Here is a 24,377-nt window from a genome sequence, read left to right as displayed (position 1 = left end):
CCCAGACCTTGGTGCGATACTTGGTTTTACCAAGTCCGAGCTTGGAAAGTCCAACAACATGTCTAGAATCCGTCACATGTCACGTCGCCGAAGCTACGACCAGTACTGCGCCACCGCCCGTGCCCTCGACTCCGTGGGCGACCGCTGGACCCTGCTGATCGTCCGGGAGCTGCTGGCGGGCCCCCGCCGGTACACCGATCTGCACGCCGATCTGCCGGGTGTCAGCACGGATGTGCTCGCCTCACGGCTCAAGGACATGGAGCGCGATGACCTGGCCCTGCGCCGCAAGCTGCCGCCCCCGGCCGCGGCGTATGTGTACGAGCTGACCGAGCGGGGGCGTGGGCTGCTGCCGGTTCTCACGGCTCTGGCGGAGTGGGGCGCGCCGGCGCTGGAGGAGCGCAGGCCCACCGATGCCGTACGGGCGCACTGGTTCGCCGTACCACTGCTTCCGGTGCTGGACGGGCTGTCGGGCCCCGCCGGCTCGGGCGTCGGCGGCGGGATGGGGGAGGGTGTGGTGGAAGTCCGGCTGGACGAAGGGGCGTTCCATGTACGGCTCGGCGCGGGCGATCCGGTGTACGGCGACGGGCCGGCGGAGAGCCCGGACGCCCGCCTCATGCTCGACGCCGACACCTGCCGCGCGCTGAGCGGGGGCGCGCTCACGGTGGGGGACGGGGTGCGGGACGGACGGATCGAGGTGTCGGGCGACGGGCCGCTGGCCAAGGTGCTGCGGGGGGAGTGAGCAGAGGGGCGTCCTCCGCTGCCAGCGTACCGGCCAACGTACCGCTGACGTACCGCCGACGTCCTGTCGGTATACCGCTACGTGCCGCGTATCGCCGACGTACTGCCGACATATTTTGGCGTACCGCTGACGGTGACAGAAATAGCCTAATTCGTCACGAATGCCATACTTGGAGGCGTCAGTAGCCACTGGAGGCCCGCCGGGGCCGGGATCTCGTTTCCCCGGCGGTTGGGTCCAGGCAGGGTGAGATGAGCGACGATGAGGCGACCGGACTCCGCGCGGGACGACCAGCCCGTCCGGTCGAACGATCCCCACGAAATCCGTCCACCCGATGAGCCGGCCGATCCGTTTGACGAGGCGGCCACGGCCAGGGCGGTCATCGACGCGCGAGGCACCGTAACGGGGTGGAGCGAGGGTGCGCGCAGGCTGCTCGGCCACTGGCCGTCGGAGATCATCGGACGGTCGGCCGCCCGGCTGCTCGCGGAGGGGGCGACCGCGCGGTCCCGTACCGGCACGCTCGATCCGGCGGCGCTGGACCCGGCCGCCCTGCCGGAGAGATGGAGCGGGACGGTGACGCTGCTGCACCGGAACGGCGAGCGTCTGGATGTACGGCTGCTGGCACACCGCCGTACGACGGACGACGGCGCCACCGAGTGGTTTCTCGTCTCCCCGCTGCCCCGGACGGCCCCGCGCCCGGAGGATCCGCATCTGGAGGACCCGTACCTGCTCGAACTGGTCTTCCTGCAGGCGCCCTGTCCGATGGCCGTTCATGACACAGGGCTGCGGCTGCGGCACGTGAGCGAGGACATGGAAGGCCTGCTGGGCCTCACCGAGGACGACGTACGCGGACTGCGGCTGCCCGAGGCCCTGCCCGCCCCGGAGATCGACAGCACCGAGCGGCACATGCTGCGGGCGCTGGAGACGGGCGAGCAACAGCACCTCGAATTCTCGCTGCGCCCGCTGGGCCGCGACCAGGAGTTCGCCTGGTCGGTCTCCATCGCCCCGCTACGGGACGGCGACGGCCGGACACGCGGGGTGGTCGTGGCGGTACACGACATGACCAGGGAGAACCGGGCCCAGCAGCGGCTGCTTCTGGTGAACGAGGCCAGTACCCGCATCGGCAGCGCCCTCGACGTCACGAGCACCGCGCAGGAAGTGGCCGATGTCGCGGTCCCCGTGCTCGCCGACTTCGTCACGGTCGATCTGCTCCCCGAGATCAGCACGGGCAGCCGCGAGACATCCCCGGGACCGCGGCCCGGTCAGGTCAGGCTGCGGCGCATTGCCTGCCGGTCCGTCCTTGACGGGGCCCCGGAATCCGTCGTCGAGCTCGGGGACACCTCCTTCTACCCCGACAGCTCGGTCGCCGCCGAGTCCCTGCTCACGCAGCGGGGCGTCATGAAGAGGGTGACGGACTCCTCCGTGGCCCGCTGGGAGATCACCGATCCGGGGCGCGCCGCCAAAATGCGCGAATTCAAGTTCCACTCGACGATGGCCGTCCCGCTGCGCGCTCGTGGCGTCATCCTCGGAGTGGCCACCTTCCACCGTCACCGGAGCCCCGCTCCCTTCGAGCTGGACGATCTGCTGCTCGCCGAGGAGATCACGGCGCGGGCGGCCGTCTGTATCGACAACGCCCGCCGCTACACACGCGAACGCGAGACGGCGCTCGCCCTTCAGCGCAGCCTGCTGCCGCGCGCGCTGCCCGAACACGCCGCGGTCGATTTCGCCTTCCGCTACCTCCCCGCGGACTCGGGAGCCGGAGTCGGCGGCGACTGGTTCGACGTGATCCCGCTGTCCAGCTCGCGGGTGGCCCTGGTCGTGGGCGATGTGGTCGGCCACGGCGTTCAGGCGTCGGCCACGATGGGCCGGCTGCGTACGGCCGTACGCACGCTCGCCGATGTCGATCTGCCACCCGACGAACTGCTCACCCACCTCGACGACCTCGTCAACCTGCTGGCCGCGGAGGCGTCGACCGGACAGAACCCGGGTGCCGCGGCCGAGGGCGCCGGCGACGTCGGCGCCACCTGCCTCTACGCGGTCTACGACCCGGTGTCCCGGCGCTGCTCCCTCGCGCGCGCCGGACACCCGCAGCCCGCGATGGTCACCCCGGACGGCACCGTCGCCTTCCTCGACCTGCCCGCGGGGCCTCCGCTCGGTCTCGGCAATCTGCCCTTCGAGTCCGTCGAGGTGGAGCTGCGGGAGGGCAGTGTGCTCGCCCTGTTCACCAACGGCCTCGTCGAATCGCGGGTGCGGGGCATCGACGAATCGTTCGCCGCGCTGCGCACCGCCCTCGCCCATCCCGCCGCGCCGCTGGAGGACACCTGCGACAACGTGCTGAAGACGCTGCTCCCCGGCCGCCCCGCCGATGACGTCGCCCTGCTTCTCGCCCGTACCCGCGCACTCGACGCGAGCCAGGTCGCGACGTGGCAGCTGGACTTCGATCCCGCCGGGGTGGCCCAGGCACGCAGGGACGTTGCCGAGCAACTGGCCACCTGGGGGCTGGAAGACGCCGTCTTCACCACGGAACTGGTGGTCAGCGAACTGGTCACCAACGCCATCCGCTACGCCCAGGCCCCCATTCAACTGCGCCTCATCCATGACCGCAGCCTCATCTGCGAGGTCTCGGACGGGAGCAACACCGCCCCGCATCTGCGCCGGGCCCGCGTGTTCGACGAAGGGGGCCGTGGCCTCCTGCTCGTCGCCCAGCTCACGCAGAGCTGGGGCACGCGCCAGGGCACGGGCGGCAAGACCATCTGGGCCGAGCAGACCCTTCCCGTGGCCGGAAGCTGAGAGCCGCCGACCGACGGGGGCCGGGGCGCCATGACCGAACGCCGCTGGACGATGATGGGCGGGTGCGACTCGAAGCGATCACGTGGGAGCGGCTGACCGAGGCCGTCGCCGACCGGGTGCTGGAGACCGGGGCGGCGGACGGCGGTCCCTGGCTCCGTGTCGCCATCGACGGAGCACCGGCCACCGGGACCGGAGAGCGGGCCGACGCGCTCGCGGAGGCGCTGCGGGTACGCGGGCGATCGGTACTGGTCGTCGGGACCGCCGGGTTCCTGCGGCCGGCGTCGCTGCGGTACGAGTACGGGCGCGAGGACCCGGAGTCGTACTACAGCGGCTGGTTCGACACCGGGGCGCTGTGGCGGGAGGTCTTCGGGCCGCTGGAGCCCGGCGGTACCGGGCGCGTGCTGCCCGACCTCTGGGACCCCGCCACCGACCGCGCGACCCGCAGCCCGCACAGCGAACTCGCGCCCGGCGGTGTGCTGGTGCTGCACGGCCCGCTGCTGCTGGGGCACTGGTTCCCGTTCGACCTCACGGTGCATCTGAGGCTGTCACCGGCCGCGCTCCGGCGCCGTACCGACGAGAGTGAACGCTGGACGCTTCCCGCCTTCGAGCGGTACGAGCGGGAGGCGGACCCCGCCGAGGCCGCCGATGTGGTCGTACGGACGGACGATCCGCGCCATCCGGCGTGGGGCGGTCTCGGATAGCGGCCTCGCGTGGGGCGCTCTCGGACAACGGTCTCGTGCAACGGGTCTCGGGCAACGGGTTTCGGACGGCGTGCGCTTCGGCGGACTCCTGAGCTCGTGGGCTTCAGCGGGCCCCTGAGCTCGTGGGCTCCAGAGGACCCCTGAGCCCTGAGTCAGGGCCGGCCACCCACCGTCGCGACCGCTCGCGCCCCCGCCCGGCAGCCCGCCGCCGCGGCGGCCACCGGGTCCGCCCCCGCGAGCCGGGCCGTGAGGAACGCGCCGGTGAAGGCGTCGCCCGCACCGGTCGAGTCCACGGCACGTGCCGGGGCCGCCGGAACCCGGGCCGTGACGGCCCCCGCCTCGGCCACCAGCGCGCCGTCCGCGCCCAGGGTCACCACCGCCACCCCCACCCGCCGGCTCAGCGCGGCGGCGGCGTCCGCCACGCCCGTCAGCCCGGTGAGGAGCCTGGCCTCGTCCGCGTTCGGGAGCAGCGTCTCCACGCCCCCGACCGACGCCAGAAAACGGTCCGTGCCCAGCTCCTTGATGAACCCCGCCGAGGCGGGGTCCACACTCACCGGGACGCCCCGCTCCCCGGCCGACTCCATCGCGGTGAAGGCCAGTCGGCGGCTCGTGTCGGCGAAGAAGAGATATCCGGAGAGATGCAGCCGGCCGACCCCGTCCAGCAGCGACGGCGACCAGTCGGCGGGAGACAGCCGCAGCGCCGCGCCGCTGTCGGTGAGCAGAGTACGTTCGGCGGACGCGTCGACCAGACAGATCACCGTCGCGGTCGGCAACCGGTCGTCGACGACGAGATGGGTACGTACCCCCGCCCGCCGCAGCCGCTCCTCGTGCCACTCCCGTGCCTCGGCCCCCACCCGCGCCAGGAGCCGTACGTCCGCGCACCCGGAGCGTGCCGCCCAGCAGGCGGCGTTGGCGCCGGCGCCGCCCGGCAGCGTACGGATCTCGGCGGCCGTGTCCGTACCGTGCGCGAGCGGGGTGCGGTACCGCGCCACCACATCGGTGACCACGTCCCCGATCACCAGCAGCCCACCATCCGGAGCGCCGGTGCTCATCCGCCCGCCGCGGAGGCGCGGTCAGCGTCCCGTGCCGCCGCGATGCGCGCCGCGAGCCACACATTGCCGCGCACCGCCGCGAGATTGGCCTCCAGCGAGGCGCCGCCCGTTCGCCGCATCAGCTGGTCCAGCAGGAACGGAGTGACCGCCTGGCCACTGATACCCCGCTCATGGCACTCCGTCAGCGCCTCCGCGAGCACCTGGTCGTGCAGCTTCGGATCCAGCTGTTCCGCTTCCGGTACGGGGTTGGCGACGATGAGCGCCGCCTCCGGTCCACCGAGCGCGTCCTGAGCGGCCATCACCGCCGCGACCTCCCCGGGCGTACGGACCGTCCAGTCCACAGGCTGACCGGACGAGGCCAGATAGAAGCCGGGGAACCGGTCGGTCCCGTAGCCGACGATGGCGACGCCCAGTGTCTCCAGCCGCTGGAGCGTCGCCGGTACGTCGAGGATGGACTTGACGCCCGCGCACACCACGGTGATCCGGGTCCTGGCCAGCAGCCGCAGATCGGCCGACTCGTCCTGGGTGTCGGTCCAGCCGCGGTGGACCCCGCCGAGGCCGCCCGTCGCGAAGACCCGGATCCCGGCCCGCGCGGCCAGGAACGCCGTGGCGGACACGGTCGTCGCGCCGCTCGCGCCCGCCGCGAGCGCGGGCGCCAGATCGCGATGGCCCAGCTTCCGTACGGACTTGTCCTGGGCGACCCGTTCCAGCTGGTCCTTGGACAGGCCCACTTGAGGCCGGCCGTCCAGCACGGCGACCGTGGCGGGTACGGCGCCGCTGGACCGTACGAGCGCCTCCAACTCCTCCGCGACCGCGAGATTGCGCGGGCGCGGCAGTCCGTGCGCGATGATCGTCGACTCCAGGGCGACCACGGGACGGTGCGCGGCGAGCGCCTCCCGTACCTCGGGGGAGAGCAGCGAAGTGATGTCTGGCATGTCCCCATCCATGGCACATCCCGCGCGGACGCAAACGTCGGCGCGCGGCCGATCGCGGTCCGGCGGGCGATCGCGGACCCGCGCCATCGCCGACGGAGGGCGCGGTGCCGACCGCGCCCTCCGCCGCCCGGGAATCACCCGGCGAATCACTCAGGCGGCCATCACCCCGTTCAGCGCACCGTGCGGATTGAGCACGTACTTCCGGCTCGCGCCGTGGTCGAACTCCTCGTAGCCGCGCGGGGCGTCGTCCACCGAGATCACCGTGGCGTTGACGGCCTTCGCGATGTGGACCCGGTCGTGCAGGATCGCCATCGCCAGGCCGCGGTGATACTTCATCACCGGGCACTGACCCGTGCTGAACGTGTGGCTCTTCGCCCAGCCCAGGCCCAGCCTGACCTTCAGCGTGCCGCTCTTGGCGTCCTCGTCGATGCCGCCCGGGTCGTCGGTGACGTACAGCCCCGGGATACCGAGCGCGCCGCCCGCCCTGACCACACCCATGAGGGAGTTGAGGACGGTCGCGGGAGCCTCCTTGGAGTCCTTGCCGTGCGCGCGCGCCTCGAAGCCGACCGCGTCGACCGCGGAGTCCACCTCGGGCTCGCCCAGGATCTGGGCTATCTGGTCCTCCACCGACCCCTTGGTGAGATCGACGGTCTCACAGCCGAAACTGCGGGCCTGCGCGAGCCGTTCGGCGTTGAGGTCGCCGACGATGACGACCGCGGCGCCGAGCAGCTGGGCCGAGGCCGCGGCGGCCAGACCGACAGGTCCCGCGCCCGCGACGTACACCGTGGAGCCGACGCCCGTGCCCGCCGTCACCGCGCCGTGGTAGCCGGTGGGGAAGATGTCCGACAGCATCGTCAGATCGAGCAGCTTCTCCAGCGCCGCGTCACGGTCGGGGAACCGCAGCAGGTTGAAGTCGGCGTACGGCACCATCACGTACTCCGCCTGTCCGCCGACCCAGCCGCCCATGTCGACGTAGCCGTACGCCGCGCCGGGACGGGCGGGATTGACGTTCAGACAGATACCGGTCTGGCGCTCCTTGCAGTTCCGGCAGCGGCCGCAGGCGATGTTGAAGGGCACGGACACGACATCGCCGACGTTGATGAACTCGACGTCGGGGCCGCGCTCGATGACCTCACCGGTGATCTCGTGGCCGAGGACCAAGCCTTCGGGTGCCGTGGTCCGGCCGCGCACCATGTGCTGATCGCTGCCGCATATGTTGGTCGCGAGTACCTTGAGGATGACCCCGTGGCGGCATTTGCGGCCTACGTTCGCGGGGGCCACACCCGGCCCGTCCTGAAGTTCGAGTGTCGGGTAGTCGATGGTCCTCACATCCACCTCACCCGGCTTGATGTATGCGACTGCCTTGTTTCCTCCGCTCATCCTGACTCGCCGTCCCTTCGGCTCTCCTCGTCCAGCGGATGACTCGGCCTGTGCGTGTGATGGAGTCGGCTACCGCTCGGGCGGTCCGGCCGAGGTGCCTGCCACTACCGACGTGCCGTCCAGACGCGCCGCTACGGAACGTGTCCGTCCCCGGGGCAGAACGCCCCGAGGAGACGACTACTGCCCGCCGGGCTGTACGCGCGGTGGTTCTCCACAAATAAGCCTAATCCCGGCATGGGCGGTGGACAAGTGCCGTTAAACGCACATGATCCAGACAGTCCCGAGCGGGGGACCGGCTCAGAAGAGCGGTTCCGGGAGCACGCCCTCCAGGGCCAGCAGCCGCCGCTTCGTTTCGAGGCCGCCCCCGAAGCCGCCGAGCCCGCCGTCGCTCTCCACCACGCGATGACACGGCACCACCACCGGCAGCGGGTTGGAACCCATCGCCGCGCCGACGGCCTGGGCGGCCGCCGGCCGGCCCACCCGCCTGGCCAGATCGCCGTAACCGACCACGGTGCCGTACGGGACGCCCGCCGCCAGCTCGCGCAGCACCTGCCGGTTGAAGCCCGTGGAGAGCGACCAGTCGAGCGGCAGCCCGAACTCCCGCAGCTCGCCCGCGAAGTACGCGGACAGCCTGCGTATCGGCTCGGCCAGCAGTCCCGACGCCGACTCGGCGGGCTCGGTGCCCAGCCGGTCCCTCAGCTGTCCGAGCGCCTTCTCCCGCACGGGTCCGTCGACATGGAAGACGACGCTCACCAGCCCCTGGCCGGTCGCGGCCAGCAGCAGCGGCCCGATGCCGGTGGGCACGACCGTCCACTCCACCGGCGACTGCCCGTAGTTGTTCATGCCGTCCACGGTACGGGCCACCACTGACAACGGTCCTGTGACCGGCCCCCGGCCTCAGCCCACCGCGTCCCGCACCACGTCCGGGTTGTTGGTGATGATCCCGTCCACGCCGAGATCCCGGACGCGCACCGCGCCCGCCGCGTCGTTGACCGTCCAGGTGCTCACCGTGAGCGGCTTGCCGTGCGCGCCCTTGAGCCGGTGCACCGCGGCCACGTAGTCGCCGGTGAGCGCGGCGTACGCCGGGTTGATCTGGTCCGTGAAGGCCGCGTACGCGGGCAGATCGGCCACTGCGGGCGCGCCGAGGAAACCGGTCGTGAGGTCCGGGCGCAGCTGGTGCACCGTACGGACGCTGTCCGCGCTGAAGCTCTGGATGACCAGCTTGTTCCGGACGTGCGCGCGGCTGAGCCAGCCCTCCTCGCGCAGCACCCGCAGGATCTCCTTCTCGACGCCGGGGTACAGCTCGGGCGCCTTGATCTCCAGGAGCAGCTTCTGCTCGTTGTCCTCGACGGCGTCCAGATACTGCGTGAGCGTCGGTACGCGCTCGCCCGCCCACCGCTCGCCGAACCAGCTGCCCGCGTCCAGCCGGGCGATCTCCGCCGCCGTGAAGTCCTTGACCTTCCAGGGGGCCCGGTCGGGGAAGACCTCTTCCACATCGGTGGTCCGCAGGAGGTTGTCGTCGTGGATCACCACCAGCCGGCCGTCCTTGGTGCGCTGGACGTCGTTCTCCACCCAGTCGATGCCCAGGTCACCGGCCGCTTCGACGGCCGCGAGCGTGTTCTCCGGGGCGTAGCCGGAGGCGCCTCGGTGCGCGATGACGACCGGGCTCCCGCTCTTGGGCCCGGCGGCCGGGTCCGCGCTCGCGGTGGCGGCGCCGGGCAGAACCAGTGCCGTGACTCCCAGCAGTGCGGCGGCCGTTGTCACTGAGGTGCGTGCGTACACGTGTACTCCTCGCGTCGTGCGATGACGGTCGGCCCGAGCCTGTCAGCCCCGGCCAACAGGGAACAGGCGAAGGTTTGCCACCACGTGAAGTCACGCCGTGGACCGTAAGGATGAACGGTAAGGATGGAGTGAGAGCATGACGCCACACCGGCGTTGGGCCGCCCGTACCGCGGGGCCGCGCCGTTTCGTGTCGACAAATCGTCGGTAGTCTGTTTGCGAACCGGGCCGGCCGTCCTACCCTCGCCCGAGCCGGCGCTTTCGTACAGGGAGCACGAGGGGCGAGGGGCATATCGCTATGCAGGGCACGATCGACGGATTCAGCTACGGTCTCGTCACACCCGTGGCGGCCTTTCTCATGGCCTGCCTCGGCGCGGCTCTGGGGCTGAGCTGCACCGCGAGATCCCTGCGTACCAGACACCCCTGGAAGCCCGGTGGGCTCGCGCTCGGCTCGGCCTCGATCGGCTCCGGCGTCTGGACGATGCACTTCATCGCGATGATGGGGTTCAGCGTCTCCGAGGTGCCGGTCGGCTACGACCGACTCACGACGTTCGGCAGCCTTGTCATGGGGATTGTCATGGTCGGGGTGGGGATCTTCATCGTGGGGTACCGCGGCACGACCCCGATGACCCTCGTCACCGGCGGCATCATCACCGGCCTCGGTTTCGCCACCATGCACTACCTCGGCATGGCCGGCATACGGCTCCAGGGCCGTATCGGATACGACACCGTCACCGTCGCGCTCTCCGTCATGATCGCCGTCATCGCGACGACGGCGGCGCTGTGGGTGGTCGTCTCGCGCCGCGGATTTCTGGCCGGGCTGGCCGCCAGCGCGGTGATGGGCGTCGCGTCGACCGGGATGCACTACACCGCGATGGCCGCGGTCCACGTCCATCTGGACGGGGCCGTCGACGACCCGGGCGGCGCCCCGCCCACCGAACTGCTGGCCCCGATGCTGGTCGGCCCGGCGTTCTTCCTCCTGCTCGCCGGTGTGGCGGTGCTGGTCGACCCCTTGTTGGTGACGGGCCGTCCCGAGCGGTCACACTCCGCGAGTGCCGTGAACGGGCCGTGCGGGCGCGGCGGAGTGCCCGCGCAGCGGATCCGGCCGCGGCCGGCCCTTCGCGAGCACGCCGACCGTACTGCCGCCCGATCCCCGCGCCGCGGCTCCCAGGACCTCCACGACTGGTGACACGGGTGAGTGGCCGGTCACCCCGGGTGATCCGGGGCCACTCACCACCCCACTGTCAGTGCGGGGTCGTACGGTGGATCCATGCGGCCCGTTTCCAAGATCGAACGTACGGTGGCGCCTTTCGAGGTCGTCAGCTCCTACCAGCCCAGTGGCGATCAGCCGACGGCCATCGCCGACCTTGAGCGGCGTGTCCGCGCGGGCGAGAAGGATGTCGTCCTGCTCGGCGCGACCGGCACGGGAAAGTCGGCGACGACCGCCTGGATGATCGAGAAGCTTCAGCGTCCCACGCTGGTGATGGCGCCGAACAAGACGCTCGCCGCCCAGCTGGCGAACGAATTCCGCGAGCTGCTGCCCAACAACGCCGTCGAGTACTTCGTCTCGTACTACGACTACTACCAGCCCGAGGCGTACGTCCCCCAGTCGGACACCTATATCGAGAAGGACTCCTCCATCAACGAGGAGGTGGAGCGGCTGCGCCACTCCGCGACGAACTCCCTTCTCACCCGGCGCGACGTGGTCGTCGTCGCCTCGGTCTCCTGCATCTACGGCCTCGGTACGCCCCAGGAGTACGTGGACCGGATGGTGCCGCTGAAGGTCGGCCTGGAGCTGGACAGGGACCAGCTGCTGCGCCGCTTCGTCGACATCCAGTACACGCGCAACGACCTCGCGTTCAGCAGGGGCACCTTCCGGGTCCGGGGCGACACCATCGAGATCTTCCCGGTCTACGAGGAGCTGGCCGTCCGGATCGAGATGTTCGGCGACGAGATCGAGGCGCTCTCCACGCTGCACCCGCTCACCGGCGAGGTCATCAGCGACGACGACGAGCTGTACATCTTCCCGGCGAGCCACTACGTGGCCGGTCCCGAGCGCATGGAGAAGGCGGTCAACGGCATCGAGCGGGAGCTGGAGACCCGGCTGGCCGAGCTGGACAAGCAGGGCAAGCTGCTGGAGTCCCAGCGACTGCGGATGCGTACGACGTACGACATCGAGATGATGCGCCAGATCGGTTCCTGCTCGGGGATCGAGAACTACTCGATGCACTTCGACGACCGCGCGCCCGGCTCCGCGCCCAACACCCTCCTCGACTACTTCCCCGAGGACTTCCTGCTGGTCATCGACGAGTCGCATGTCACCGTGCCGCAGATCGGCGCGATGTACGAGGGTGACGCGTCCCGCAAGCGGACGCTGGTCGACCACGGCTTCCGGCTGCCGTCCGCGCTCGACAACCGCCCGCTGAAGTGGGAGGAGTTCCAGCAGCGGATCGGCCAGAGCGTCTATCTCTCCGCCACTCCGGGCACGTACGAGATGTCCCGCTCCGACGGCTTCGTGGAGCAGATCATCCGTCCCACCGGCCTGATCGACCCCGAGGTCGTCGTCAAGCCCACGGAGGGCCAGATCGACGATCTGGTCCATGAGATCCGCGAGCGGACCGCGAAGGACGAGCGCGTCCTGGTGACCACGCTCACCAAGAAGATGGCCGAGGACCTCACCGACTACTTCCTGGAGCTGGGCATCCAGGTGCGGTATCTGCACAGCGATGTGGACACCCTGCGCCGGGTCGAGCTGCTGCGTGAGCTGCGCTCCGGTGAGTACGACGTCCTCGTCGGCATCAACCTGCTGCGTGAGGGCCTCGACCTCCCGGAGGTCTCCCTGGTGGCGATCCTCGACGCCGACAAGCAGGGCTTCCTGCGCTCGGGCACCTCACTGATCCAGACCATCGGCCGGGCCGCGCGCAATGTGTCCGGCCAGGTCCATATGTACGCGGACAAGATCACCCCGGCGATGGCGCAGGCGATCGACGAGACGAACCGGCGCCGCGAGAAGCAGATCGCGTACAACACCGAGCGCGGTATCGACCCCCAGCCGCTCCGCAAGAAGATCAACGACATCGTCGCGACCATCGCGCGCGAAGAGGTCGACACCGAGGCCCTCCTCGGCACGGGCTACCGGCAGTCGAAGGACGGCAAGTCGGCCAAGGCCTCGGTCCCCTCGCTCGGGGCGAAGCCCGCGAAGGGCGGCAAGGCGGGGGCCAAGGGCGCGGTGCTCACCGACCGGCCCGCCGCCGAACTGGCCGGGATCATCGAGGAGATGACCGACCGGATGCGGGCCGCCGCCGCCGAGTTGCAGTTCGAGGTCGCCGCGCGGCTGCGCGACGAAGTGGGCGAACTCAAGAAGGAATTGCGGCAGATGAGAGAGGCGGGGCTCGCCTGACACACCGGGACACCTGGTGTGTTGCAAGACCGACACAAAAACGGTCCAAGTCTCCTGCACTGTCCACGTGACTGCGTAGGGTGCTGCGCAACCGCATACGGACGGTTGCGGGGGAAACCATTCGAGAGGGGACAGCGCGTGGTGGACGTATCCAAGGGCGGCGCGCCCGGAGGCCCTGGCGTCAATCTGACCAAGGGTCAGGCCATCAGCCTGGAAAAGAAGGGCGGCGGCGCCCTGACGGCGGTGCGCATGGGGCTCGGCTGGCAGGCCGCCCCGCGCCGGGGCCTGTTCGGCTCCCGTACCCGCGAGATCGACCTGGACGCCTCGGCGGTGCTGTTCGCCGACAAGCAGCCGGTCGACGTGGTCTTCTTCCGCCATCTCGTCAGCGACGACGGTTCGGTGCGGCACACCGGCGACAATCTGGTCGGCGGCGCGGGCCAGGGCGGCGACGACGAGGCGATCCTCGTCGACCTCCAGCGGATCCCGGTCCATATCGACCAGATCGTCTTCACGGTGAACTCCTTCACCGGCCAGACGTTCCAGGAGGTTCAGAACGCCTTCTGCCGCATCGTCGACGAGACCAACGGCCAGGAGCTCGCCCGCTACACGCTCGACGGCGGGGGCCAGTACACCGCGCAGATCATGGCGAAGGTCCACCGCGTCGGCTCCGGCTGGCAGATGACGGCCCTCGGCAACCCGGCCAACGGCCGTACGTTCCAGGACCTGATGCCGTCGATCCTGCCGCATCTGTAGGACACGGCGACGGCGTCGTTCCGTACACGCAGCTCCCGGAGGCCGGCGTGGGCCACCGGGGGCTGCCGCGCCTCCGATGTGACACCGCACCCCCCCCGCACGCGAGCATCCGTACCAGAACACCGGTACACAGCGGTACACCCAGCACCGAACACTCACTACCCACACCTGAACACTGACGCGCAACCGATGAGGGGACAGAGGCGATGACGGCCGAGCTGGTCCGGGGGCAGAACCACCCCTTGCCCCACACCCGACTGGAGATCCGGGTGACGGCCGGCGCACCGCTCATGGCCTGCGCCACGCTCGCGGACGCCCAGGGCACCGTGGGCGGCACGGAGTGGATCGTCCACCCCGGTTCGCCCTCGCTCCCGGGCATCGAGGTGTCCCGCCAGGCCGCCGCGGGCCTGCGCTTCCATGTCGATCTGGACGCCCTGCCCCCGCGCGTGCATCTGGTGCGTGTGCTGCTCGCGCTCCCCGAGGGCGTCGGTGGTCCCGACCGCTTCGGCGCCACCGCCGCCCCCTTCGCGGCCGTCACCTCCACCGAGGGTGCCGAGGTCGCCAGTTTCACCCTCACCGGACTGGACTCCGAGACCGCCGTCGTGGCCCTGGACCTGTACCGCCGCCAGGGCGCCTGGAAGGTCCGGGCCGTCGGCCAGGGGTACGCGGGCGGCCTCGCCGAGCTCTTCGGCGACCAGGGCCTGGCGCAGGCCCGCGCCTTCGCCGCCGGTATCCAGGAGGCGGTGGCCCGCCATCTGGCCAGCGCCGTACAGACACCGCTGCCGGGTGCGACGGACGGCGGGCGGCGCAGGTCCGAGGGGCTGCCCGTGGCCCCGCAGCCCGCCCCCGCGCCGTCATCGTCCGGACCGCCGTCGTCCGGTGCTCCGCAGTCCGGCGCGGGCGGCGCGGTCAACTACACGCATCCGGGCCGCCGTACCTCCACGCCTCCGACTCCGCCCCCGGCCGCGGGCCCCGCGCAGCCGGGCCGGCCGCCCCGTCCGGTCGCGGGCGACGCCACGGGCTGGTCCATGGACGAGCGCCTCTACAACCAGGTCTGGAGCATGTTCGAAGACCTGGCCCGTACGACCGCCGCGTACCGCAGCGCCATGGACTTCGCCGAGTCGCGGCTCGACCAGGAGCTGGACCGCGTCCTCTCCGACCCCCGCCGGCGCATCGGCGGAGCGGGAGACGAAGCCCGCGAGGCCGCCCGCGCCAAGCACGACCAGCTCGCGGGCCAGGCGCGCGAGGTCCTCGACCGCGATCTCGCCCAGCTCGTCGCCGAGTCCGAGGTCGTCGAGCCCGCGCTGCCGCCCGCCTACGCCCGCTGGGACAACCCCGTCTGGCACGGCTACCGCGTTCCGATGGAGATGCCGATGGCGCTCCGCCTCGGCGATGTCCATCTGCCCGAGCGCCCCGATCTGCGGATACCGATGCTGGTGCGGCTGCCCCTGGAGCGCGGGCTCTGGGTCGACAGCGGTCGCTCCGGCTCCGAGGCCGCGCTGATGATGGACGACGCCCAGCTGCGCGGGCTGGCCATGGACACCGCGGTCGCCCATGCCGCGCGCCTCCTGGCGGTCCACCCGCCCGGCGAGTTCACCGTCCATGTGATCGATCCGGCCGGCTCGGGGGCGCGCTCGCTGGCCCCGCTGACCGCGTCCGGGGTGCTGGACCAGCCGCCCGCGACGGGCGCCGGGGGAGTCGCGACCGTCCTCGCGACGCTCACCCGGCGGGTGGATCTGGTGCAGATGGCGATCCGGGGCGGGGCGGCCGAGTCACTGCCGCCCGGCCTCGACACCGGCGAGCAGCTGCTGATCGTCAATGACTTCCCGCACGGCTTCGACGACCGCGCGGTCACCCAGCTGCGGTATCTCGCCGACGAGGGTCCGTCGGTCGGTGTGCATCTGCTGATGGTCGCGGACCGCGAGGACGCGAGCGCGTACGGACCGGTGCTCGATCCGCTCTGGCGCATGCTGCTCCGGGTCACCCCCGTCCCGGACGATCACCTCGCCGATCCGTGGGTGGGCCATGCCTGGACCTACGAACCACCGGCGGTGCCGCCGGGCAGCCGGGTGCTGTTCCAGGTCCTGGAACGGGTGGCGTCCGCTCGCCGTTCCTGGCGTCGCTGACCTCCTCTGACCTGCACACTTGGCGATCGTTTACCTATTTCTTTACCTTTCCTTGGCCTTTCCTGTACTCTTCTTCGCAGCGGAGGGGAGTACTCCCACATCGCGACGTGCCCGTCAATACGGATCGCCATCGATCCCGGGGCGTCGGCCCGGAGCGGCAGAGCCGTCCGGGTGGAAGAGACCTCCGGCAGCGACGACGCTGATCAGTAGCCGTACGAAGCCGGAGGCACAGTGGACGTTTCCCTGACCCTTTGGGTGCTGACCATTCTCGGTCTGTCCGCCCTTATCGCTGTCGACTTCTTCATCGGGCGCAAGCCCCATGATGTGTCGATGAAGGAAGCCGGTATCTGGACGATCGTCTGGATCGCCCTCGCCGCGCTGTTCGGCCTCGGTCTGATGGTGTTCGGGACGGGCCAGGCGTCCGGCGAGTTCTTCGCCGGCTTCATCACCGAGAAGTCGCTCAGTGTCGACAATCTCTTCGTCTTCGTCCTGATCATGGCGAAGTTCTCGGTGCCCTCGCATCTGCAGCAGCGCGTGCTGCTCATCGGTGTGCTGATCGCCCTGGTTCTGCGCGCCATATTCATCGCGGCCGGCGCCGCGATCATCGCCAGCTTCTCCTGGGTCTTCTTCATCTTCGGCGCGTTCCTGATCTACACCGCCTGGAAGCTCATCCAGGAGGCACGCTCGGACGACGAGGAAGAGGAGTTCGAGGAGAACCGTCTCCTGAAGTCCATCGAGAAGCGCTTCGGGGTCGCCGACAAGTACCACGGCACCAAGCTCTTCATCCGGAGCAACGGCAAGCGGATCCTGACCCCGCTGATGGTGGTCATGCTGGCCATCGGCACCACCGACGTGCTGTTCGCGCTGGACTCCATCCCCGCGATCTTCGGTCTGACCCAGGATCCGTACATCGTCTTCACCGCCAACGCCTTCGCCCTGATGGGTCTGCGGCAGCTCTACTTCCTCATCGGGGGGCTGCTCAAGAAGCTGGTGCACCTTAGCTACGGTCTGTCGGTCATCCTGGGCTTCATCGGTGTGAAGCTGGTGCTCCACGCGCTGCATGAGACCGGGGTGCAAGTCCCCGAGATCTCCATTCCGGTCTCGCTGGCGGTCATCTGCGGTGTTCTGATCGTCACCACGATCACCAGCCTGATCGCGTCGAAGAAGCAGGCAGAGCGCGACGCGGCCGCCGCCGAGACGGACAGCGGCAAGGACAGCAAGGACAGCAAGGACAGCATCCAAGCCTGATCCTCGCCGAACAGGCCGAACAGGCCGAACAGGCCGAACAGGCCGAACAGGCCGAACGGAACAGGCGGAACGGAGAGGGGGCGAGCGGCAGCACTGCCGCTCGCCCCCTCTCGCGTTCCCGTACGGCCCGGTACCCGACCTCAGTACGTGACGGTGATGCGCCGCGCGGGCCCGTCCACCCGCACCGTGCCGCCGTACGGGATGACCAGCTGAGGGTCGGTGTGCCCGAAGTCCACGTCGAAGACCGCCATGGTGTCCGGGGCGTACGCGGCCAGCGCGCGCAGGACCGCCGCCCGCTGCTCGCGCGCGTAGCGGGCCGCCTCCTCCGGGCCGTACGGCCGCGCGAACGACCATGTCTTGGGGCGAGCCATCAGCAGCGCGGGGAAGCGCCGCAGCAGATCTCGCTCGCCCATGCTGCGCAGGATCCAGAACACCTCCTCGGCGGAAGGCATGTCCTCCGAGGTGTCCAGCAGCAGCACACAGCCGTCGTAGGCGGAGAGATCGCCCTGAATCTCCCGGTCCGCCATCAGCAGCCAGGAGAGGATCTCCAGATTTCCGCCCCAGCTGCGGCCCTCCACCACGCGCTCCGGTCCGTACAGGCTCCAGCCGCCGCCCGGCCGGGTCACCGGCTCCACCGCGAGCGCTTCCGGGTCGGCCCAGTCGCCGTCCACATCGCGGAACCGCTCGGCGGGGCGCAGCTCGTATGTGCCGGAGGTGAACAGCGCGGCCCGCAGGGACTCCGCGGTGAGGGGATCCATCGCGCCCGGCCGGCCCAGCTCACACATCACACTCGCGCCGTGGTAACCGACGATCCCGGTGTTCCACAGATACGCCAGCAGATTGGTGTTGTCGCTGAAGCCGAAGAACGGCTTGGGGTGGGCCCGGATCAGTTCCCGGTCCAGCAGCGGCAGCACGGTGATCTGATCGTCCCCGCCGATGCTCGCCATCACCGCTTTCACCGTCGGATCCGCGAAGGCGGCGTGCAGGTCGTCGGCCCGTTCCCGGGGCGTCGATCCCATCGTGCGGGTCGCCGGATACTCGACGGGCACCAGCCCGAAGTCCTTCGCCAGCCTGTCGAGGCCCAGTTCGTACGGCAGCGGGAAACGACCCGGCAGCCCGGAGGACGGCGAGACCACTCCGATCCGGTCGCCGGGCCGGGGCTTGGGCGGATACGCGGGGGTCGGCATGCGGCGATCCTAGGGCGTGTCTTCAAAGTCCCGCCTGCCCGGCGGCGCCCGGCACGCACGCTCGCCGCGTTGTCGGGATCTCCCCAGTACGTCTAGGGACGCGGCCCGGCCGTCATCGAGTGATTATCGGCCGGGCCGCTTGATTATCGGCCGAGCCGCTCCCCGTCACTTGGACTCACTTGGACGCCGCCCCACCTGTGCGCGCGGCCTCTTACCAGCCGCGCGCCCGCCAGGTCGCGAGGTGCGGGCGCTCCGCGCCGAGGGTGGAGTCGTTGCCGTGGCCGGGGTAGATCCACGCCTCGTCCGGCAGAGACGCGAAGATCTTGGTCTCGATCCCATCCATCAGGCTCGTGAAGTCCGCCGGGGTCCCGGTCCTCCCGGGGCCGCCGGGGAACAGGCAGTCGCCGGTGAACAGATGCGCGTGGTCGTGCGGGTCGTCGTAGACCAGCACGATCGAGCCGGGGGTGTGACCCACCAGATGCAGGGCGGTGAGTTCGATCTCACCGACGCGGATCGTGTCCCCGTCCTCGACCGGGACATCGGTGGGGACGGGGATGGCCTCGGCGTCGTACCGCCCAGCGTACGTCCGCGCGCCCGTGGCCGACACGACCTCGGCCAGGGCCTGCCAGTGGTCTCCATGGCGATGCGTGGTGACGACGGACGCGATGCCGTCGTCACCGATCAGGGTCAGCAGCGTGGAGGCGTCATTGGCCGCGTCGATCAGCAGCTGCTCGCCGGTGGCCCGGCAGCGCAGCAGATACGCGTTGTTGTCCATCGGCCCGACGGCGACCTTGGAGATCATCAGGGCGGGCAGTTCATGCACATCCGCCGGTCCGCCGACCTTCACCGCTCCGCTGTACGTCATACGGGTCAGCCTATAGCGGGGGCAGTACGGGGAGGGGGGCGTCCGGAGACTTCAGGGCGGCTCCGTCCCTGCGGCCCGCGAGCCAGCCCATCAGGTCCGCGGCGGTTCCGCTCACGGCGAGCGGGGTGCCCTCCGTACGGCCCGTGCGCCAGCTCCGTCCGTCGGGCGCCGTCAGGGCCAGCGGCGGGACCTCGGCGTTCCCGGCGAAGCGCTCCACGAGGAAGCGGGTCTCGCGCTCGGTGAACTCCTCGGACAGATCTTCGAGCTCGCGGCCGATACCGAGATCGACATGGTGCAGCTCGATCTCGATCAGCCGGCGGAACGGGACGCGGGCCGCCAGATCCGTGACGCCGTTGCGCATCGTGATGACGCGCGTCCAGTCCGCGGGTGCGGCCGCGGAATGCTCGAAGCCGTCGGCGGTGTTACGTACATCGGTGAGCTGGACATCCAGCGCGCGGGGTGCGTCCCGCTCGATGTCCGCGTCACGCGTCGCGGCGTCGCGGTACATGGGACGGCCTTCGAGCACATTGACCAGTGCGTCCGCGTTCCTGGCGAGATGCGCCAGCACATGTCCTCGGCTCCAGCCCGGGAGCCGTGACGGCGCCGAAAGGGCCGCGTTGTCCAGTCGGGCGGCTGCGCTGAGGAGCCGCTCCGTCGCTTCGCGTACAGCCGCCAGGTCACGCTCGTGGTCGATCATGGCGCCGACGATAGCGCCGCCACTCGATCGGGTGAAGACGGTGAAGGGCAGCCATAAATCGAATGCACGTGCTATAAGCTCAGAAGAGGCATCCTGGCATGTAGGCAATCTCCGCCCGGCGCTCCGAAGCCCGGCAATCGACCACTTGGCAATCCATCGTTCTGGCGACCCCCATTAGTGTGGGAAGGGGGCTCCGCCCCTTGGTTCTCTTCAGAAAGGTGCGGACCGGCGTGGCCGACCGTCTCATCGTCCGTGGCGCGCGCGAGCACAATCTCAAGAACGTGTCGCTCGACCTCCCCCGTGACTCCCTCATCGTCTTCACCGGGCTTTCCGGGTCGGGCAAGTCCTCTCTCGCGTTCGACACGATCTTCGCCGAGGGACAGCGCCGGTACGTGGAGTCCCTCTCCTCGTACGCCCGGCAGTTCCTCGGCCAGATGGACAAGCCGGACGTCGACTTCATCGAAGGGCTCTCCCCGGCAGTCTCCATCGACCAGAAGTCGACCTCGCGCAACCCGCGCTCGACGGTCGGCACGATCACCGAGGTCTACGACTACCTCCGGCTGCTCTTCGCCAGGATCGGCAAGCCGCACTGCCCCGAGTGCGGCCGGCCGATCTCCCGGCAGTCGCCGCAGGCCATCGTGGACCGGGTGCTCGAACTGCCCGAGGGCAGCCGGTTCCAGGTCCTCTCGCCGCTCATCCGTGAGCGCAAGGGCGAGTTCGTCGATCTCTTCTCCGATCTGCAGACCAAGGGCTACAGCCGGGCCAGGGTCGACGGGCAGACGATCCAGCTCAGCGAGCCGCCCAAGCTCAAGAAGCAGGAGAAGCACGCCATCGAGGTGGTGGTCGACCGCCTCACGGTGAAGGACAGCGCCAAGCGCAGGCTGACCGACTCGGTGGAGACCGCGCTCGGTCTCTCGGGCGGCATGGTCGTGCTCGACTTCGTCGACCTCCCCGAGGACGACCCCGAGCGCGAGCGGATGTACTCCGAGCATCTGTACTGCCCGTACGACGATCTCTCCTTCGAGGAGCTGGAGCCCCGCTCCTTCTCCTTCAACTCGCCCTTCGGCGCCTGCCCCGACTGCACCGGTATCGGTACGCGCATGGAGGTCGACCCGGAGCTGATCGTCCCCGACGAGGACAAGTCCCTCGACGAGGGCGCGATCCACCCCTGGTCCCACGGCCACACGAGGGAGTACTTCGGCCGGCAGATCGGCGGCCTCGCCAAGGCCCTCGGGTTCCGTACGGACATCCCCTGGGCCGGACTGCCGCAGCGCGCCAGGAAGGCCCTGCTGTACGGCCACAAGACTCAGGTCGAGGTCCGGTACCGGAACCGGTACGGCCGCGAGCGCGCCTACACCAGCCCCGCCTTCGAGGGGGCGGTCTCCTTCGTCAAGCGGCGGCACACCGAAGCAGAGAGCGACACCAGCAGGGAGCGCTTCGAGGGCTATATGCGCGAGGTCCCCTGCCCGACCTGTGAGGGCACGCGCCTCAAGCCGATCGTCCTCGCGGTCACGGTCATGGAGAAGTCCATCGCCGAGGTCGCCGCGCTGTCGATCAGCGACTGCGCCGACTTCCTTGGCGAGCTCAAGCTGAACGACCGGGACAAGAAGATCGCCGAACGGGTGCTCAAGGAGGTCAACGAACGGCTCAAGTTCCTGGTCGACGTCGGCCTCGACTACCTCTCGCTGAACCGTGCGGCCGGGACGCTCTCCGGCGGCGAGGCCCAGCGGATCCGGCTCGCGACGCAGATCGGCTCGGGGCTGGTCGGGGTGTTGTACGTGCTGGACGAGCCGTCCATCGGTCTGCACCAGCGGGACAACCACCGGCTGATCGAGACCCTGGTCCGGCTGCGTGACATGGGCAACACCCTGATCGTCGTGGAGCACGACGAGGACACCATCAAGGTGGCCGACTGGGTGGTCGACATCGGCCCCGGCGCCGGTGAGCACGGCGGCAAGGTCGTGCACTCGGGACCGTTGAAGGGACTGCTGGCCAACAAGGAGTCGATGACCGGCCAGTACCTCTCCGGAAAGAAGGCCATCCCGACCCCGGGCATCCGCCGGCCCATCGACCCGGGCCGGCAGCTCACCGTGCACGGCGCCCGGGAGAACAATCTGCGGGACATCGATGTGTCCTTCCCGCTGGGTGTGTTCACGGCCATCACCGGAGTCTCGGGCTCCGGCAAGTCGACGCTGGTCAACGACATCCTGTACACGCATCTGGCGCGCGAGCTGAACGGCGCGAAGTCGGTGCCCGGCCGGCACACCCGGGTCGACGGCGACGATCTGGTCGACAAGGTCGTTCATGTCGACCAGTCGCCCATCGGCCGTACGCCCCGGTCCAACCCGGCCACGTACACCGGCGTCTTCGACCATGTCCGCAAGCTCTTCGCCGAGACGATGGAGGCCAAGGTCCGCGGCTACCTCCCCGGGCGCTTCTCCTTCAACGTCAAGGGCGGCCGCTGCGAGAACTGCTCGGGCGACGGCACGATCAAGATCGAGATGAACTTCCTGCCGGACGTCTATGTCCCGTGCGAGGTCTGCCACGGAGCCCGCTACAACCGGGAGACCCTGGAGGTCCACTACAAGGGCAAGTCCATCGCCGAGGTGCTGGACATGCCGATCGAGGAGGCCCTGGACTTCTTCGAGGCCGTCCCCACGATCTCGCGGCACCTCAGGACGCTCAACGAGGTCGGTCTCGGGTATGTGCGGCTGGGTCAGTCCGCGCCGACCCTCTCGGGCGGCGAGGCGCAGCGGGTGAAGCTGTCGAGCGAGCTGCAGAAGCGGTCCACCGGCCGCACGGTCTACGTCCTGGACGAGCCGACGACCGGTCTGCACTTCGAGGACATCAGCAAGCTGATCACGGTGCTCTCCGGACTGGTCGAGAAGGGCAACACGGTGATCGTGATCGAGCACAACCTGGACGTCATCAAGACGGCGGACTGGGTGATCGACATGGGACCGGAGGGCGGCAACGGCGGCGGTCTGGTGATCGCGGAGGGCACCCCGGAGCAGGTGGCCGGAGTCCCGGCCAGCCACACCGGGAAGTTCCTGCGGGACATCCTGGACGCCGAGAGCATCAGCGACGCGGCGCCGATGAAGAAGGCCACGGCCCGGAAGACGGCGGCCAAGAAGGCACCGGCGAAGACGGCGGCGAAGGCACCGGCCAAGACGGCGGCGAAGAAGACCGCCGCGCGACGGGCCTGACACGCCGTGCGCCGGACCTGACCCGGGGCGCCGACGGCCCGCGCCTCGCGTCGCCTCGTAAAGCGGCTGTCCCGTCCTTCCCGGACTCGGCACAATCCCGGGATGGACGAGACGGCCGCGACAGGCGGCAGGGACGAGACGGTTCTGACGGACGACGGAGTACGGCTCTGGGCCACGCGCACGGACGGCGGCGCCGGCGAGCCCGTGATCCTCTGCCATGGCGGGCCGGGCCTCTGGGACACCCTGGAGGAGCCGGCCGCCCTGCTCCCCGGCACCCCGGCGTACCGCTGGGACCAGCGGGGCAGCGGCCGTTCCCAGCGCTCGGGCCCGTACAGCACCGGCCGTTCGATCGCCGACCTCGATGCCGTACGGCGCCACTTCGCGCTGGACCGGGTCACGCTGCTCGGCCACTCCTGGGGCGCGCGGCTGGCCCTCGAATACGCGCTGGCCCATTCCTCCCGGGTCGGCGGGCTGATCTACGTCTCGGGCACCGGCATCGACGACGACTCCACCTGGCATCCGGCGTTCAGGGAGGCGTTCCACCGCAGGCTCGGCGAGCGCGGGAGCGACCGGGAGCGCTGGGAGGAACTGCGCGAGCGCGGCGACGGCCGTACGGAGGCGGAGGACCGGGAGTACGCGATCCTCCAGTGGTCAGTGGACTTCACCGACCGCGACCGCGACCGCGCGCGGGCGCACGCCGAGGCCATGGCGACCCCGTGGTTCGGCGTCAACTACGTGTGCAACGCCACCATCGGCGCGGAGCTGAGGCGGCCCTCGGCCACGCACGGGCTGCGGGAGCGGTGCGCCGCGCTGCGTGTCCCCGTACTGATCGTGGACGGGGAGGACGACATCCGGCCCCGCTGGTCCGTGGACTCGCTGGAGCGCGCGCTCCCCGACGTGACCAGGACGACGCTGGCGGGCGCCGGACACATGCCCTGGACCGAGGACCCGGAAGGCTTCCGGGCGGCGGTCGGGACGTTCCTCGGGGGCGCGCGCCACCGGCGGGGCAGCCGCTGAAGGGCCGCCGGAACGGCCCCGGTATCGTCGCGTATGTCACCGACCCCCGACCCAGTGGAGACACCATGGCCGGCCCGTCCGCCGCTCGCCGCACCGTGCTGAAGGGCGCCGCGCTCGCCGGGGTGGCCGGGCTGGGGGTGGCGGCCTGCTCCACCGAGTCGAAGCTGGGCCACGCCGAGACCCCCACCCCCACCGCACCGGTCGACCTCGGCGCGGCGGCGGAGGTGCCGGTCGGCGGCGCGAAGCTCTACCGGGAGCAGCGACTGGTGGTGAGCTGCCCCGCGAAGGGGGAGTACAAGGCGTTCAGCGCGCAGTGCACCCACGCCGGCTGCCTCCTGGAGAAGCTGGAGGGCACGGTGGGTGACTGCCCGTGCCACGGCAGCAGGTTCGACGTCACCACCGGCGCGGCGATCCAGGGCCCGGCGACCGCGTCGCTGCCCGAGGTCCCGGTTACGGCGGAGGGCGGCAAGCTCATCGCGGGCCCCCGGGCCTGAGAGCCGTCGCG

The 24,377-nt window shown here is 70.3% G+C and carries 19 protein-coding genes; 11 read left to right on the top strand and 8 right to left on the bottom strand.

The window, feature by feature from the left end; translation table 11 throughout:
- Positions 1-58 precede the first annotated feature (58 nt).
- From ACIRQP_RS00815 to ACIRQP_RS00805, 3 genes are all read left to right on the top strand, one after another.
- The gene (locus ACIRQP_RS00815) at positions 59-739 is read left to right on the top strand and encodes a winged helix-turn-helix transcriptional regulator (RefSeq protein ID WP_403881304.1); all 681 of its coding nucleotides are present in this window, start codon (positions 59-61) and stop codon (positions 737-739) included.
- Positions 740-997: 258 nt separating this feature from the next.
- Positions 998-3,526 (top strand): SpoIIE family protein phosphatase, encoded by a 2,529-nt coding sequence (locus ACIRQP_RS00810; RefSeq protein WP_403881301.1) that lies wholly within the window; start codon positions 998-1,000, stop codon positions 3,524-3,526.
- 62 nt (positions 3,527-3,588) lie between these two features.
- Positions 3,589-4,227: a uridine kinase gene (locus tag ACIRQP_RS00805; protein ID WP_403881298.1), complete on the top strand. Its 639-nt coding sequence runs from the start codon at positions 3,589-3,591 to the stop codon at positions 4,225-4,227.
- Positions 4,228-4,379: 152 nt separating this feature from the next.
- On the opposite strand, the gene ACIRQP_RS00800 is transcribed toward ACIRQP_RS00805, so the two are convergent.
- The 5 genes from ACIRQP_RS00800 to ACIRQP_RS00780 all read right to left on the bottom strand — a co-directional run bounded on the left by ACIRQP_RS00800 (position 4,380) and on the right by ACIRQP_RS00780 (position 9,376).
- Positions 4,380-5,279 carry a carbohydrate kinase family protein gene (locus ACIRQP_RS00800; protein ID WP_403881295.1) on the bottom strand — a complete coding sequence of 300 codons (900 nt, stop codon included), beginning with the start codon at positions 5,277-5,279 and terminating at the stop codon, positions 4,380-4,382.
- Positions 5,276-6,214, bottom strand: a complete 939-nt coding sequence (locus ACIRQP_RS00795; RefSeq protein WP_403881292.1) for a pseudouridine-5'-phosphate glycosidase — start codon at positions 6,212-6,214, stop codon at positions 5,276-5,278. Before ACIRQP_RS00795 ends, ACIRQP_RS00800 begins: the two co-directional genes overlap by 4 nt.
- A 150-nt stretch (positions 6,215-6,364) precedes the next feature.
- The gene (fdhA, locus tag ACIRQP_RS00790; RefSeq protein ID WP_403881289.1) at positions 6,365-7,594 is read right to left on the bottom strand and encodes a formaldehyde dehydrogenase, glutathione-independent; all 1,230 of its coding nucleotides are present in this window, start codon (positions 7,592-7,594) and stop codon (positions 6,365-6,367) included.
- A 297-nt stretch (positions 7,595-7,891) separates the two neighbouring features.
- Positions 7,892-8,437: a methylated-DNA--[protein]-cysteine S-methyltransferase gene (locus ACIRQP_RS00785; protein ID WP_403881286.1), complete on the bottom strand. Its 546-nt coding sequence runs from the start codon at positions 8,435-8,437 to the stop codon at positions 7,892-7,894.
- Positions 8,438-8,491: 54 nt separating this feature from the next.
- Positions 8,492-9,376, bottom strand: coding sequence for a glycerophosphodiester phosphodiesterase (locus ACIRQP_RS00780; protein ID WP_403881283.1), 885 nt, complete (start codon positions 9,374-9,376; stop codon positions 8,492-8,494).
- Between the two features lie 295 nt (positions 9,377-9,671).
- Here ACIRQP_RS00780 and ACIRQP_RS00775 point away from each other — a divergent pair, with 295 nt between their 5' ends.
- The 5 genes from ACIRQP_RS00775 (at position 9,672) to ACIRQP_RS00755 (ending at position 16,900) form a co-directional block, all read left to right on the top strand.
- Complete coding sequence (locus tag ACIRQP_RS00775) at positions 9,672-10,562, top strand: MHYT domain-containing protein (RefSeq protein WP_403881280.1); 891 nt, start codon at positions 9,672-9,674, stop codon at positions 10,560-10,562.
- 81 nt (positions 10,563-10,643) lie between these two features.
- Entirely contained in the window at positions 10,644-12,773 is a 2,130-nt protein-coding gene (uvrB, locus tag ACIRQP_RS00770; protein WP_403881276.1) for an excinuclease ABC subunit UvrB, read from the top strand.
- A 186-nt stretch (positions 12,774-12,959) separates the two neighbouring features.
- A complete protein-coding gene (locus tag ACIRQP_RS00765; RefSeq protein ID WP_403882082.1) occupies positions 12,960-13,526 on the top strand; it encodes a TerD family protein in 567 nt (188 codons plus the stop codon).
- 206 nt (positions 13,527-13,732) lie between these two features.
- Positions 13,733-15,652 (top strand): TerD family protein, encoded by a 1,920-nt coding sequence (locus ACIRQP_RS00760; protein ID WP_403881273.1) that lies wholly within the window; start codon positions 13,733-13,735, stop codon positions 15,650-15,652.
- Positions 15,653-15,883: 231 nt separating this feature from the next.
- The gene (locus tag ACIRQP_RS00755) at positions 15,884-16,900 is read left to right on the top strand and encodes a TerC family protein (protein ID WP_403881270.1); all 1,017 of its coding nucleotides are present in this window, start codon (positions 15,884-15,886) and stop codon (positions 16,898-16,900) included.
- A gap of 140 nt (positions 16,901-17,040) precedes the next feature.
- On the opposite strand, the gene ACIRQP_RS00750 is transcribed toward ACIRQP_RS00755, so the two are convergent.
- From ACIRQP_RS00750 to ACIRQP_RS00740, 3 genes are all read right to left on the bottom strand, one after another.
- A complete protein-coding gene (locus tag ACIRQP_RS00750) occupies positions 17,041-18,087 on the bottom strand; it encodes a S66 peptidase family protein (RefSeq protein WP_403881267.1) in 1,047 nt (348 codons plus the stop codon).
- Positions 18,088-18,298: 211 nt separating this feature from the next.
- Positions 18,299-18,952 carry an MBL fold metallo-hydrolase gene (locus ACIRQP_RS00745; protein WP_403881264.1) on the bottom strand — a complete coding sequence of 218 codons (654 nt, stop codon included), beginning with the start codon at positions 18,950-18,952 and terminating at the stop codon, positions 18,299-18,301.
- Positions 18,953-18,962: 10 nt separating this feature from the next.
- Positions 18,963-19,649 (bottom strand): maleylpyruvate isomerase family mycothiol-dependent enzyme, encoded by a 687-nt coding sequence (locus ACIRQP_RS00740; RefSeq protein WP_403881261.1) that lies wholly within the window; start codon positions 19,647-19,649, stop codon positions 18,963-18,965.
- 230 nt (positions 19,650-19,879) lie between these two features.
- Here ACIRQP_RS00740 and uvrA point away from each other — a divergent pair, with 230 nt between their 5' ends.
- The 3 genes from uvrA to ACIRQP_RS00725 all read left to right on the top strand — a co-directional run bounded on the left by uvrA (position 19,880) and on the right by ACIRQP_RS00725 (position 24,366).
- Positions 19,880-22,855, top strand: a complete 2,976-nt coding sequence (gene uvrA / locus ACIRQP_RS00735; protein WP_403881258.1) for an excinuclease ABC subunit UvrA — start codon at positions 19,880-19,882, stop codon at positions 22,853-22,855.
- 102 nt (positions 22,856-22,957) lie between these two features.
- Positions 22,958-23,872, top strand: a complete 915-nt coding sequence (locus tag ACIRQP_RS00730) for an alpha/beta fold hydrolase (RefSeq protein ID WP_403881255.1) — start codon at positions 22,958-22,960, stop codon at positions 23,870-23,872.
- Between the two features lie 65 nt (positions 23,873-23,937).
- Entirely contained in the window at positions 23,938-24,366 is a 429-nt protein-coding gene (locus tag ACIRQP_RS00725; RefSeq protein ID WP_403881252.1) for a Rieske 2Fe-2S domain-containing protein, read from the top strand.
- Positions 24,367-24,377: the final 11 nt, after the last annotated feature.

Source organism: Streptomyces sp. NPDC102274, assembly GCF_044766385.1.
Taxonomy (GTDB): domain Bacteria; phylum Actinomycetota; class Actinomycetes; order Streptomycetales; family Streptomycetaceae; genus Streptomyces.
The sequence above is the reverse complement of the archived record's forward strand: the minus strand, read 5'-3'. Positions and strand labels throughout refer to the sequence as shown.